Here is a 13,634-nt window from a genome sequence, read left to right as displayed (position 1 = left end):
AATTTATATTTTTATAATATTGTATTATTAATAATTCTCTAATTTTGTTAATTAACACCCTCTTGAAATGAAGTTATTCTTTTTAAGAAAAATATTCTTATTCATAAATTGAAATTAAAATAAAAAAATGAAATAAGTAATCTGAAAAATATAAAATTTATATTTTTTTGTTCTTAATATAGATTATGTCTAAAATAAAATTTACATCCTGTAATTTGATAAATATAGTTTTGCATCGGATATTAAAAACTTAAATTAGTTAAAATATAAAAATAAAGAATATTGTGTCTAAGAATAATTTTGAAATTTTTATTCATTATCTGGAATATATGAATTTATTATATGTTTTTCATAAATCTATTATAATTCCGTAATTTATATACAGATTATAAAATGATCAATTTTTCAAAAAAACAGGTTTTGATGTGGTAACAGACTTCAAAAATACAGGTTTTGATGTGGTAACAGACTTCAAAAATACAGGTTTTGATGTGGTAACAGAAATTAAAAAATACAGGTTTTGATGTGGTAACAGTAAAATTTTGATGTAGTAACATAATCCAAGTATATAAAATGATCAAAAGTACGGACAAGACCATAGAGGGGTATAGAGTGATCTTGTATACATGATAAATTAGGGGTGGTTTGATATTGTTATCTTATATTATTGTTTTTATAAAATGATAAAAATATATTAATTAGAAGTATAAAAATAAATAGATCATATATCCACTTGAGAAAACTAATATATTGTTATTTATTTATATAATATTAAAAAATATATATAATTAAATATATAAGTTATTATAGGGTTGAAATAGATTTTAATAAATTATAATTATTATATGGGGTAAACTTTTATTTAGATAGATAACGATGTAATAAGTATATACTTTTTTGTTTTAATAATTTAAATTTAAGTTAAATTGTTAGAAATAAAAAATTAAACCAAGATACAAGGTCTATTACAAATGTTTTGATAAGATAGTTACAAAAAAAAATTAAGTGGTTATAAGTGCTGTACAAAAAACAACCTTTTAAGTTAAGCATAATTTTTCTTACTCAATCAGAAATATGCTCAAGTCGCCAAAAATAGCAATAACAACATCAGAAAAGAAAGCCAAGTGCATGCGCAAATTGCCATGTCGATTTTGCAATATAACAACTGCCATTATCTGTCGGTCATTCAACGGGCTGAGGCAAATAACTGACCGCACCAAAGCGTTTTTCCATGCTCTGTACGAGAATGCGGATATTAATGCTTCTCGTAACATTTTGGCGGTAGGACATACCGTTTTGTCTGTGGAGGGTGGATGCGGTAAAGGTCGCCCTGTGAAGCAGAAAGCAAGTGAAATCCGTGAGGAAGTCACCTAAGAGCTTTTGCTTTTAGAATCCCCCCACTTGAGGTAAAACGAAAGTGGTGGGAGTATGTCAACAGAATGTTCATATTATTTTCCTGTCTTTCTTTAACGTTTATATGCATCATCGCAAGTTAATTTAACAATTCGCTGGCATGTAGATTGTTGTGATCCGTTCATTTGCTGTATCAAGATGTTGTTATTGCAATAGATTCAAGCTGTGATTTATCTGCCCATTAGCAGTCCTTGCTGAACATCGGCCTGTTTACGCAAAAAATCCCACACTAACTTAATTCTGGGCTCATGTTGCAAATCGACCAGGGTCAGCATCCAGAAAGTATGGGTAAAACTCAGCTGATCACCCAAAACTTCTTCCAGTTCGCTTTTATCATGCACCAGAAATCTCGGCAAAATGGCCAGTCCGGCACCTGCCCGGACTGCAATCTCTTGTGCCAGAATGCTGTTACTGCGAAAACAGGCACTGACCTGCAAAGGTAAACGTTCCAGCGAATACAGTGCAGCGCTATAGACCAGATCATCAATATAATCGACAAAGCGGTGCTGTTTCAGATCCTCCAGTTTTTGAATGGGCGGATTGTGTTGTAAATAATGTTTACTGCCATACAGCTTTAGACAGTAATTGGAAAGTCGGGTAATGATATAGGGCCCAGATTTGGGCCGGTCGATGGAAATGACGATATCTGCTTCCCGATGCGAGAGCTTGATGGTTTTCGGCACCGGAATCAGGTCAATGGTCAGCAACGGATAATGCTGGGAAAACTCCGCCAACAGACCGGCCAGAAATGCCGTGCCGAATCCTTCCGGTGCACCGATACGCACCCGACCTTGCAAGGGGTCATGCCGCGTGTCAATCTGGATGAAGGACTGTTCCATCTGTTCCACACGCGGGACCAGCGCCAGACCTTCCGAGGTCAGCTCATAACCGCTGGCTTCGCGTTTAAACAGTTGCGTACCGAGGGTACTTTCCAGTGCCTGAATCCGGCGTGCCACAGTACTGTGTTCGACCCCAATCAGGCGGGCTGCATTGGTGAGCGTTTTAGCACGTGCCAAAACTAAAAAAAAGCGTAAATGATCCCAATCTACTTTCATCTTCTATTTAACATCCTGTTAAATTGCTGTGCATATTTGCACAACCATCGTGCATCAATTTCTATTGGTGGTCAAAGTGTTCTTTGTTAGTCTGCTGAAACAGCGTAAAAAAATACGTTAAAAAAGCCAGTAAAGGCAAAGACAACGACAATAACAAACCAGCACGGAGCGACCATGAACGCTATTCATCATCCACAGCAAAGTACCGGATTCACCACGGCCAAATTATTGATTAATGGTGAATTTGTCGATTCAAAAAGTACTCATTGGCAAGATATTGTCAATCCTGCGACTCAGGAAGTCTTGGGTCAGGTACCATTCTCAACCCCTAAAGAAGTCAATGCTGCGATTGCGGCGGCGCAAAATGCCTTGGCCAGCTGGCGCCAAACCCCAATTCAGGCCCGTATGCGCATCATGCTGAAACTGCAGGACCTGATCCGCAGTAACTTGAAAAGCATTGCCCAGGTCTTGACTGCTGAACAGGGCAAAACCCTGGCCGATGCCGAGGGGGATATCCAGCGTGGCCTGGAAGTAGTGGAGCATGCCTGTTCTATCGGTACTCTGCAAATGGGGGAGTATGTGGAAGGCGTGGCACGTGGGGTCGATACCTATACCTTGCAGCAGCCGCTGGGTGTCTGTGCCGGCATTACCCCGTTTAACTTCCCGGCAATGATCCCACTTTGGATGTTTCCGATGGCCATTGTTTGCGGTAATACCTTTGTATTAAAGCCTTCGGAACAGGATCCCCTGTCGACCATGATGCTGGTTGAGCTGGCGATTCAGGCCGGTATCCCTGCTGGTGTGCTGAATGTGGTGCATGGTGGTAAAGAGGTGGTCGATCTGCTGTGTACCCATCGTGATATCAAAGCCATCTCTTTTGTCGGTTCAACCGCAGTCGGTACGCATGTCTATAATCTGGCAGGCCAGCACGGTAAACGTGTGCAATCAATGATGGGTGCCAAAAACCATGTGGTGGTGATGCCGGATGCTAACAAGGAACAGACATTAAATGCCTTGGTCGGTGCAGCTTTTGGTGCAGCGGGACAGCGTTGTATGGCACTTTCGGTAGCGGTGATGGTCGGTGAGACCAAGCAGTGGGTCGATGAACTGGTCAATAAAACCAAAACCTTAAAGGTCAATGCCGGACATGAACCGAATACCGATGTTGGGCCAGTGATTTCAACCCGTGCCAAAGCGCGTGTCATAGATTTAATTAACAGTGGGGTTGAACAGGGCGCCGAACTGCTGCTGGATGGTCGTGATGTGCAGGTTCCTGGCTATGAACAGGGTAATTTTGTCGGTCCCACGATTTTTAACCAGGTCACGACCGAGATGCGCATTTACAAGGAAGAAGTATTTGGTCCGGTACTGGCGATCATGCATGTCGATACTTTGGAACAGGCGATTGCACTGATTAATGCCAATCCGTTTGGTAATGGCGTGGGACTCTTTACCCAAAATGGCAATACGGCACGCACCTTCCAGAACCAGATTGATATCGGTCAGGTCGGTATCAATATTCCAATTCCGGTGCCTGTGCCGTTCTTCAGCTTTACCGGATCACGCGGTTCCAAGCTTGGCGATTTAGGTCCTTATGGCAAACAGGCAGTGCAGTTTTATACCCAGACCAAAACAATTACCAGCCGCTGGTTTGAAGACAACCAGGAAACCACTGGTGTGAATACCACCATCAGTCTGCGTTAAGGAGCATCAGCATGAAGATTGCATTTATCGGTTTAGGCAATATGGGCGGCTCGATGGCACAGAACCTGCTCAAGTCGGGACATCAGGTTTTTGGTTATGACTTAAGCGAAACAGCACTACAGCATTTCGCGCAAGCCGGTGGCATCATCTGTGACAGCCCGCAAGCTGCTGCCAAGCAGGCAGAGGTCGTGGTCAGCATGTTGCCCGCCGCCAAGCATGTCCGTGAAGTTTATTTAGGCGAACACGGTATTCTGGAGGTGCTTCAGGCGGGCAGCCTGTGTATCGATAGCAGCACCATTGACCCGCAAACCATTCAGGAGATTGCCGCAGTAGCGCAGGCCAAACAGGTTCGCGTCTGTGATGCACCGGTATCCGGGGGGACTTTGGGCGCCAAAGACGGTACATTGACCTTTATGGTCGGTGCAGATGCTGCCACCTTTGAAGCCGCCAAACCAGTCCTCAGCTGTATGGGCAAAAATCTGGTGCATTGTGGTGCTGTGGGTACAGGACAGGTGGCGAAAATCTGTAATAACCTGATTCTGGGCATTTCCATGACTGCGGTTGCAGAAGGAATGGCGCTTGGGGCCAAATTAGGCATTGATCCGCAGGCGCTGGCTGGGGTAATCAACAGTTCCACCGGACGTTGCTGGAGTTCTGAAATCTATAATCCCTGGCCGGATATCTGTGCCAATGCACCATCATCACGGGGTTATACCGACGGTTTTGCCGCACAACTGATGCTGAAAGATCTGGGTCTGGCGGTCGATGCGGCACAACAGGCCGAGCAGCCGGTGGTTCTGGGCAGCATGGTACAAAAACTTTATCAACAGCTGTGTCAGGACGGTCATGCCCATCTGGATTTTTCCAGCATCATGCATCAATACACCACAATACCTGCTTAAAAACTTAATGATTCAATGGAGCAAGGACTCGCTTCATCAACAATACCTTGTCAGTAATAACGATAAATTCAGGCTGAGGTTGAACATGTTAGATTATCAAAAAACGGTTGAAAATTTTGATTTAGATGCGGTGGCAAAGCAGTATTTGTCCGGTTCGATGCAGGCAGTGAATGCCTGTTATGAATGTTGTGACCGGCATGCCGATTCCGATGCGATTGCCTTGTACTGGTATGGCAAAGATGGCCGCAAAGAAAAATACAGCTTTCGTGAACTGAAGAAATATTCCAGCCAGTTTGCCAACTTCTTAAAGTCACAGGGGATTGGCAAAGGTGACCGCGTTTCCGGCTTGTTGCCGCGCACCCCGGAGCTGATCATTACCATTTTGGCGACCTGGCGCATTGGCGCAGTCTATCAGCCTTTATTTACTGCCTTTGGCCCTAAAGCCATTGAGCATCGTATTCAGCTGGCACAAAGCAAGCTGGTAGTCACAGACCTGGCCAATCGGGAGAAATTATCCGAGATTAGCCACTGCCCCCCGATTGTGACGGTACAGGCTGAACTGCAGGCAGAAGCCTATCCGCAGGATCTCAGCTTCTGGAGGGTGCTGAACCGGCAAGCGGAAAACTGTGAACTGGAAATGCTTGGTATCGATGAGCCATTTTTACTGATGTTTACCTCGGGCACGACTGGACCAGCCAAACCGTTAAAGGTTCCGCTAAAAGCGCTGATTGCTTTTGCCGGCTATATGCACAATGCCATCGGTCTCACCAAGGATGACACCTTCTGGAATATTGCCGATCCGGGCTGGGCCTATGGTTTGTACTATGCGATTACCGGGCCTTTACTGCTCGGACACTCGACCCTGTTTTATGAAGGCGGTTTTAATGCTGAAAGTGTCTGCGATATTGTCAAGGAATATGGCATCACCAATCTGGCTGGTGCACCGACCGCTTACCGCATGATGATGGCAGCGGACCCTGCCCAGATGGCCCAGCTGCGCGGCAAGTTGCGCGTCGTGAGTAGTGCCGGGGAACCGTTAAATCCGGAAGTGATCCGCTGGTTTAAAGAAGTGCTGGATGTGCCGATTTATGATCATTATGGCCAGACTGAAGTCGGGATGGTGGTGTGTAACCATCATGCGCTGGAACATCCGGTGCGTTCAGGTTCGGCAGGCTTTGCCAGCCCGGGTTACCGGATTGCCGTCGTGGATGAACAGGGCCATGAATTGGCAGCTGACGTTCCGGGTATTCTGGCGGTGGATATCAGCCAGTCCCCAATGATGTGGTTCTCGGGCTATGAAGAAAGCCGTAAATCGCCTTTTGTCGGTGATTACTACTTAACTGGTGATACTGCGGAAATTCATGCCGATGGCAGTATGAGTTTTGTCGGGCGCAGTGATGATGTCATTACCACCTCAGGCTATCGCGTCGGTCCGTTTGATGTCGAGAGTGCCTTGCTGGAGCATGACGCGGTGATCGAAGCGGCGGTGATTGGTGTACCTGACCCAGAGCGGACCGAAATCATTAAAGCCTTCGTGATTCTGGCCAGCCATTCTCCTGCAACTGCCGAGCTGCAACAGGAACTGGGTCAGTTTGTGAAAAAGCGTTTATCTGCCCATGCCTATCCGCGCCTGATCGAGTTTGTCACTGAACTGCCGAAAACCCCGAGTGGCAAGATTCAACGTTTCTTATTACGTAATCAGGAAATTAACAAGCAACAAGCGAAGACTGCATAAACCAGCCAAATTCAGCAGATTGAATAAAAGATCGAATTAAAGAGATTGAAGGAAGAATCAATGCAATTTACGGAAGAACAACAACTGATTCAGGACATGGCCAAGAGCTTTGCCCAGGAACAGATTAAACCACATGCCGGCGAGTGGGATCAAAAAGGCATCTTTCCCAAAGATGCATTGGCTCAAATGGGCGAATTGGGTTTCCTCGGCATGCTGATTCCCGAGGAATGGGGCGGTTCCGGCACAGGCACACTGGCTTATGTGTTGGCGTTGGAAGAAATTGCCGCAGCTGATGGTGCCACCTCTGCGATTATGAGCGTGCACAACTCGGTCGGTTGTGTACCGATTCTCAAGTTCGGGACAGAGCAGCAAAAGCAGCAATTTTTAAAACCTTTGGCCCAAGGCGAAATGATTGGTGCCTTTGCCCTGACCGAACCACATACCGGTTCGGATGCTGCTGCCATTAAAACCCGTGCGGCCAAAGACGGCGAGCACTACATCATCAATGGCGCCAAACAGTTTATTACCTCCGGGAACAACGCCGGGATGATTATTGTCTTTGCCGTGACCGATCCATCTGCGGGAAAAAAAGGCATGAGTGCCTTTTTAGTGCCACGCGATACCCCAGGCTATGAAGTGATCCGGGTGGAAGAGAAACTGGGCCTGCACGCTTCGGATACCTGTCAGATTGCCTTAACCGATGTGCGCATTCATGAAAGTTTAAGACTCGGTGCAGAAGGTGAAGGCCTGAAAATCGCCCTCGCCAATTTGGAAGGTGGACGGATTGGCATTGCCGCACAAGCCGTCGGACTGGCGCGTGCTGCTTTAGAAGAAGCCAGCAAATATGCGCATGACCGCGTGGCCTTTGGCAAACCGATTTTTGAGCAGCAGGCGATTGCATTCAGGCTGGCCAGCATGGCCACCGAAATTGAAGCGGCACGGCAACTGGTTCATTTTGCTGCACGTAAAAAGGAAGCCGGCGAAAGTTGTTTAACTGAAGCCTCCATGGCCAAGTTATTTGCTTCGGAAATGGCAGAACGTGTCTGCTCCAAGGCGCTACAAATTTTTGGTGGTTATGGTTATCTGAAAGATTTTCCAATCGAACGCATCTATCGTGATGCGCGGATTTGTCAGATCTATGAAGGCACCAGCGATATTCAGCGTCTGGTGATTGCACGCGGTTTATAAGGAATTAAAAAGGATTTTTATCATGCAATGGCAAACGATTTTACTCGAACAACGTAACGGCGTCGGACTGATTACCTTAAACCGCCCGCAAGCTTTAAATGCACTGAATAACCAGCTGATTGTTGAAGTCAATCAGGCCTTGGATCAGCTGGAAAAAGACCCGGCCATCGGCTGTATCGTGATTACCGGTTCGGAAAAAGCCTTTGCTGCCGGTGCCGATATTAAGGAAATGGCCGATTTAACTTTTCCGCAAATTTATCTGGACGATTTTTTCAGTCTGGCCGACCGGATTGCGCAGCGTCGTAAGCCATTGATCGCAGCTGTAAGTGGCTATGCCTTGGGTGGCGGGTGTGAATTAGCTTTAATGTGTGACTTTATTTATTGTGCTGATAATGCAAAATTTGGTCTGCCTGAAGTCACCTTAGGCGTGTTGCCCGGCATTGGCGGGACCCAGCGTTTAACACTGGCTATTGGCAAGGCCAAAGCCATGGAAATGTGCCTGACTGCACGGCAAATGGGAGCGCAGGAAGCCGAGCAAAGTGGTCTGGTGGCACGGGTATTTGCCAAGGAAGAACTGCTGCAACAAACCCTGCAAGCGGCGGAAAAAATTGCCGAGAAATCCTTGCCGGCAGTGATGATGATTAAAGAGTCGATTAACCGGGCCTTTGAAGTCAGTCTGGCCGAAGGTCTGCGTTTTGAACGCCGGGTTTTCCATTCCATTTTTGCTAGTGCTGACCAAAAAGAAGGCATGCAGGCCTTTGTAGAAAAACGCCCAGCCCAATTTACCCATCAATAAAAATCATAATAGGAACAAAAATAATGAGTGATGATAACAACTTAGACATTCGGGTCGCAGGAGGTCTGGGCATCATCAGCCTGGACCGTAGCAGCCATTTAAATGCCTTGACCCTGCCGATGATTCAGGGTATTCAGGCACAACTCGATCAGTGGCGTCATGATCCGCAGGTACAAGCCGTGCTGATCAATTCCAACAGTCCGAAAGCGTTCTGTGCCGGAGGCGATATCCGCTATCTGTATGACAGCTATCAGGCCGGAAATACCGGATATCAGGATTTTTTCGCTACTGAATATGCCATGCTGAGCACGCTGCGTCATTTCCCCAAACCTGTGATCGCGATGATGGATGGCTATGTCTTGGGTGGTGGCTTTGGACTGGCGCAGGCGTGTCATATTAAGGTCACTAGTGAAAAATCACGTTTTGCCATGCCCGAAACCGCGATTGGCTTTTTCCCGGATGTCGGTGCCACCCATTTTCTGTCCAGACTGGATGAAGTCGGTGTATATATGGCACTGACCGGTGAACAGATCAGCAGCAGTGATGCGCTGTATCTGGATCTGGTTGATTATCATGTTCCGAGTGAGCGTTTTGCTGAGTTAGAAGCGGCATTGAGCGCTGTGCCTATTTTAAACCCGGTGGAAATCCCCAAAATCATCAGTACATTTATCACCCATCCGCAAGAAAGAGAATTACAAAAACGGATAGCGTCTATTCACAAGCATTTTGCCTATCAGAACCTGGATGAGATTGAACACAGTCTGGCCCATGCAAGCGATGCCACGGAGCAGGAGTGGGCGGATAAAATGCTGGCCATCTTGCAGCAGCGTCCGCTGATGGCCAAACAGATCAGCCTGAAATTACAGCAGGCCGGCCAGAACCTATCGCTGGAAAAATGTATGCAGTTAGAACGGGATTTGCAGGATATCTGGTTAGAGCAGGGTGATTTTATCGAGGGAGTACGGGCACTGATCATTGATAAAGACAAAAATCCACAGTGGCAAACAGACAATGCAGAATTTGAAAAAACGCTGGAAAAATGCTGGCCAGTCTGGACCAAGCAGCATATAGATTCGCTTTGTTATAAATAATCGGAGTTTATTTTAAATAACAAAGTGGGTCACGGATGACACAGCTTAAAAATATAAGAGGGATAGATATGAAACCCGGACAAGAATTACATGCTCAAGCTAAAAAGCCTTCACACCGTTTGGCGGGTATATCCAGTATGGTGGGTACCACCATTGAATGGTACGATTTTTTTATTTACGGTGCTGCGGCCGCATTAATTTTTAATAAACTCTTCTTTCCTAATCTAGATCCATTGATGGGGGTCATGGCTGCATTTGCGACTTACGCTGTTGGCTTTATTGGTCGGCCTTTGGGAGGCATTGTATTTGGTCATTTTGGAGACAAAATTGGCCGTAAAGCCATGTTATTGACTACGCTGATTATGATGGGTATTCCCACCGTGCTTATTGGTTTATTGCCGACCTATGAAAGTATTGGTTATTGGGCGACCGTGTGTCTGGTTATCCTGCGCTTTATTCAGGGTATGGCTATGGGAGGAGAATGGGGTGGTGCTGTTTTAATGGCAGTTGAACATGCACCTGAAGGAGGCAAGGGATTTTGGGGTAGCTTACCTCAGGCCAGTGCGGGTGGTGGACTGATGCTCGCATCAATTGCTCTGGGATTGGTGTCTATGCTGCCAGAAGCCAGTCTATTTAGTTGGGGGTGGCGAATTCCATTCCTTGCCAGTATTGTTCTATTGGGCGTTGGCTGGTATATACGGGTCAAAGTGCCAGAATCCCCCGATTTTGAAAAAATGAAAGACCAGGTGCAAGAGATTAAAGTACCGGCTTTGCAAGTGTTTAAAAATCATCCTCGAGAGCTTTTAACCATTATTTTTGCTCGTGCCGCTGAGAATGCATGGTTCTATATTGCTTCTACCTTCGCCCTCGCCTATACCACCACAAAACTGGGAATTCCCCGTCAAGACATTCTATTTGCCACGATTTGTGGAGGTGGCTTGATTATGATTATGACGCCTTTATTTGGACATCTCTCAGATAAGGTGGGTCAAAGAAATATGTTTATGTTTGGTCTGGTGGTCCTTACACTTTATTGTTATCCATTTTTTAGTATGTTGGATACAAAAGACCCACTCTTGGTCTGGACTGCAATCGTATTGGCCATTGGTGTAGTTTTCCCGCTCATGTATGCACCGCAATCCCAGTTGTTTGCTCGACAATTCCCGACCGAAATTCGATATAGTGGTATTTCAATTTCTGTGCAGTTTGCCGGAGTCATTGGCGGAGGCTTAGCTCCCTTAATTGCAACTAAGCTTTTGAGTGTGGGTGGGGGGAGTCCTCATTTGATTATTGGCTATATTATAGGCATGGCTATATTTGCGATTTTCTGTACATGTTTTATGAAGCGTGACAAGTTCAGTATTCCCCACTCCAAAGTGATGGTAAAAAATGCAACAGAAACCGATTTATCCAGCCTTTAATATGAATCAAATTGAAGTTATTCAATAATGTAGCAATGAAATGGATATTTCTTTCGGTTTTGGAAATAATTTTTCCAAGACTGAAAGAATAACGATACGGATGATTTCCATCAGTCTCGTACAAAAAACACATAATTTTCAATGGTTTAAATAACAGCGCTGGAAGCAAAGAGATCAAGCCTTTATGCTTGTTGATAAGAGTAGAGCAGGCTTTCGGCCAATTAGGGATAAGATGCCTAAGCCCATTCAAAGCCAGTAAAACAATCCATTAACCTTCTTGCATCAGCAGATTCATTGAGAAATGGGCGAATATCGCATTCGACTTGAGTATGTAAATGCTAAATTAAACATTTTCAGAATTTTTGCTACACTTTACCGTAATCGATGTAAATGTATGGGTTTAGGTCTGAATTTGATTGCTGCAATTTACAGCACGGAAATGATTAAAAGAGATTTTTTCAATAGATCTAATAGAGAATCTCGAAATAAATGATTTAACCTATGCTTCATCGTAGAGCATCTATTTATCATCTGCTCGAAGTCAAGACAGCAATCCCGAGTCATCGTCATCGTTTTTGGACCTTGAATATGTTTAACTTTGCTAAGGTTATGCAAATTTTATCTCATTAATAGAACAACAGCTTTTATTGCCAAGTTCTATGTCAACAACAATTCTAGAATATAAAGACTGATGTCAGTATTACAAATACAAAAAATCGTAATACTAAACTGGCACGTCATTTGCATTTATCTATCCATCATAAAGTGATCTAGGGTTCCGGCAGTTATTTGGGCAGTTATTTGCAAAAATACTGTGTCTGAGACCGAGAGTTCACGGCTTAGTTTTGATAAAAACAGAGCTACACGGAGGGATAAAAGCCCGGGAGGTTGGAACAAAAACCTTAGAGAGGTCAAGCAAATGGGCGACTATCATAACAATCAGACTTTATGGACTGAAATCCTGCCAGGCGGGCATCACTGGTCGGGCCGCATTCAAAAAGGCGCAATTCTACAATTCAAGGCACTTGGTGCCAATGCCAACGTTTCCCTGTTCTGTGTTAATGCTGAAGATAAGCTGGAACGCTACAACATGCCCGACAGTCTAAAAGGGCAGCATACCGCATTTTTAAGCACCGGCCATGTGCTGTATTCAGATCTCGGCCGGGTCATGGCATCGATTGTCAAAGATGAGCATGGCTGGAATGATGTTTTATGTGCTCCAAGCACCAAAGTACAAATTGAAAAACAGTTTGGAAACAAAACCTTTCAAGATGCACGCAATGACATGTACCGCAATGGTCGTGACAGCTTGCTGTTAGAGATGACCAAATTTGGCTTATCGACTCAAGATTTAAGCGCTACGGTCAATCTGTTTTCTAAAGTTGTGCCAAATGATGCTGGTGAGCTGTCTTATGTGGCATCGGACCATACCAATCAGCTCATTGAACTGCGTTTTGAAATGGACTGTCTGCTGTTCCTGTCTGCAGCACCCCATGCCTTAGATAACAGTGCTGAGTATCAACCTGCCGATATTCAATTGTCACTGTTCAAAGCCAATACTTTAGCCGAGACCGATATTTGCCGTGATTCATGCCCGCAAAATCAGCGTGCTTTCCAAAACAATAATCGTTACTACGCACTCAGCATTTAATTGGGGGAATCATCATGACTGCATTAGCTAATTTAGGAAATGGTTTAGAAAAATCAGTATTAAGTGAAGTCTGTCCTGCCGGTGAAGCGTGGATGGGTGAAGTCAAGAAAGGACAGTATTTCCGTATTGTTGACCTGGAGGGCAATCAGGCGGTGGATACCTTATTTATTTCAGCAAAAAATCCTGAAGAGCGTTACAGCGCAACCGATACGCTTGCGATCAATAAACAGATTTATCTAGAAAAAGGCACCACGCTTTATACCAACTTTGGCCATGCGATTGCGAAAATTCAGGATGATAACTGCGGCCGCCACGATACTTTAGGCGGTGCATGTTCATGTGAAAGTAACAGCGTGCGTTATGCGCATGACAAATTTCCAATGCACAGCTGCCGTAACAATTTCATGATGGCGTTGTCTCAGCATCCGATTGCCAAAAAGCATGGCCTGAATGTGCGTCATATTGGTCCAAACATTAATTTCTTTATGAATGTGCCGGTGACAGCAGATGGTCATTTGAAATTTGATGATGGCATTTCAGCACCCGGTAAATTTGTCGAGATTCAAGCAGAAATGGATTTGATCGTACTGATCTCAAATTGCCCGCAACTGAATAATCCCTGCAATGCCTATAACCCAACTAGAATTCAACTGATCATCCGTGAAGGTGAGGAGTAAG

Annotated in this window: 10 protein-coding genes and 1 riboswitch; of the genes, 9 read left to right on the top strand and 1 reads right to left on the bottom strand. The window is 44.9% G+C overall.

Going from position 1 to position 13,634, the window contains the following annotated elements:
* Positions 1-1,583 precede the first annotated feature (1,583 nt).
* Positions 1,584-2,468 (bottom strand): LysR family transcriptional regulator, encoded by an 885-nt coding sequence (locus B9T38_RS00110; protein ID WP_086194875.1) that lies wholly within the window; start codon positions 2,466-2,468, stop codon positions 1,584-1,586.
* A 174-nt stretch (positions 2,469-2,642) separates the two neighbouring features.
* Here B9T38_RS00110 and B9T38_RS00105 point away from each other — a divergent pair, with 174 nt between their 5' ends.
* The 9 genes from B9T38_RS00105 to B9T38_RS00065 all read left to right on the top strand — a co-directional run bounded on the left by B9T38_RS00105 (position 2,643) and on the right by B9T38_RS00065 (position 13,633).
* Positions 2,643-4,172 (top strand): CoA-acylating methylmalonate-semialdehyde dehydrogenase, encoded by a 1,530-nt coding sequence (locus B9T38_RS00105; RefSeq protein ID WP_086194874.1) that lies wholly within the window; start codon positions 2,643-2,645, stop codon positions 4,170-4,172.
* 11 nt (positions 4,173-4,183) lie between these two features.
* Positions 4,184-5,074 carry a 3-hydroxyisobutyrate dehydrogenase gene (gene mmsB, locus B9T38_RS00100; protein WP_086194873.1) on the top strand — a complete coding sequence of 297 codons (891 nt, stop codon included), beginning with the start codon at positions 4,184-4,186 and terminating at the stop codon, positions 5,072-5,074.
* Positions 5,075-5,159: 85 nt separating this feature from the next.
* On the top strand, positions 5,160-6,809 hold the full coding sequence (locus B9T38_RS00095) for an AMP-binding protein (protein WP_086194872.1): 1,650 nt from the start codon (positions 5,160-5,162) through the stop codon (positions 6,807-6,809).
* Positions 6,810-6,869: 60 nt separating this feature from the next.
* Positions 6,870-7,997 carry an acyl-CoA dehydrogenase family protein gene (locus B9T38_RS00090; protein WP_086194871.1) on the top strand — a complete coding sequence of 376 codons (1,128 nt, stop codon included), beginning with the start codon at positions 6,870-6,872 and terminating at the stop codon, positions 7,995-7,997.
* A 22-nt stretch (positions 7,998-8,019) separates the two neighbouring features.
* Positions 8,020-8,793: an enoyl-CoA hydratase gene (locus B9T38_RS00085; RefSeq protein ID WP_086194870.1), complete on the top strand. Its 774-nt coding sequence runs from the start codon at positions 8,020-8,022 to the stop codon at positions 8,791-8,793.
* Positions 8,794-8,816: 23 nt separating this feature from the next.
* Positions 8,817-9,884: an enoyl-CoA hydratase/isomerase family protein gene (locus B9T38_RS00080; protein ID WP_086194869.1), complete on the top strand. Its 1,068-nt coding sequence runs from the start codon at positions 8,817-8,819 to the stop codon at positions 9,882-9,884.
* Between the two features lie 68 nt (positions 9,885-9,952).
* Positions 9,953-11,305: an MFS transporter gene (locus B9T38_RS00075; protein ID WP_086194868.1), complete on the top strand. Its 1,353-nt coding sequence runs from the start codon at positions 9,953-9,955 to the stop codon at positions 11,303-11,305.
* 759 nt (positions 11,306-12,064) lie between these two features.
* A riboswitch (guanidine-I (ykkC/yxkD leader) is annotated at positions 12,065-12,194 on the top strand.
* A 30-nt stretch (positions 12,195-12,224) separates the two neighbouring features.
* Positions 12,225-12,956: an urea amidolyase associated protein UAAP1 gene (locus B9T38_RS00070; RefSeq protein ID WP_086194867.1), complete on the top strand. Its 732-nt coding sequence runs from the start codon at positions 12,225-12,227 to the stop codon at positions 12,954-12,956.
* A 14-nt stretch (positions 12,957-12,970) separates the two neighbouring features.
* Entirely contained in the window at positions 12,971-13,633 is a 663-nt protein-coding gene (locus B9T38_RS00065; RefSeq protein WP_086194866.1) for an urea amidolyase associated protein UAAP2, read from the top strand.
* Position 13,634: the final 1 nt, after the last annotated feature.

The sequence above is a fragment of the Acinetobacter sp. ANC 4218 genome (assembly GCF_002135245.1).
Taxonomy (GTDB): Bacteria; Pseudomonadota; Gammaproteobacteria; order Pseudomonadales; family Moraxellaceae; genus Acinetobacter.
Note: the sequence above shows the minus strand (reverse complement) of the source record. Positions and strands in the feature narration are given on the sequence as shown.

What these genes read in the sequence shown, in the direction of transcription:
- B9T38_RS00110 (WP_086194875.1), bottom strand. Translation starts at nt 2,468, where the DNA reads ATGAAAGTAGATTGGGATCATTTACGCTTTTTTTTAGTTTTGGCACGT.
- B9T38_RS00105 (WP_086194874.1), top strand. Translation starts at nt 2,643, where the DNA reads ATGAACGCTATTCATCATCCACAGCAAAGTACCGGATTCACCACGGCC.
- mmsB (WP_086194873.1), top strand. Translation starts at nt 4,184, where the DNA reads ATGAAGATTGCATTTATCGGTTTAGGCAATATGGGCGGCTCGATGGCA.
- B9T38_RS00095 (WP_086194872.1), top strand. Translation starts at nt 5,160, where the DNA reads ATGTTAGATTATCAAAAAACGGTTGAAAATTTTGATTTAGATGCGGTG.
- B9T38_RS00090 (WP_086194871.1), top strand. Translation starts at nt 6,870, where the DNA reads ATGCAATTTACGGAAGAACAACAACTGATTCAGGACATGGCCAAGAGC.
- B9T38_RS00085 (WP_086194870.1), top strand. Translation starts at nt 8,020, where the DNA reads ATGCAATGGCAAACGATTTTACTCGAACAACGTAACGGCGTCGGACTG.
- B9T38_RS00080 (WP_086194869.1), top strand. Translation starts at nt 8,817, where the DNA reads ATGAGTGATGATAACAACTTAGACATTCGGGTCGCAGGAGGTCTGGGC.
- B9T38_RS00075 (WP_086194868.1), top strand. Translation starts at nt 9,953, where the DNA reads ATGAAACCCGGACAAGAATTACATGCTCAAGCTAAAAAGCCTTCACAC.
- B9T38_RS00070 (WP_086194867.1), top strand. Translation starts at nt 12,225, where the DNA reads ATGGGCGACTATCATAACAATCAGACTTTATGGACTGAAATCCTGCCA.
- B9T38_RS00065 (WP_086194866.1), top strand. Translation starts at nt 12,971, where the DNA reads ATGACTGCATTAGCTAATTTAGGAAATGGTTTAGAAAAATCAGTATTA.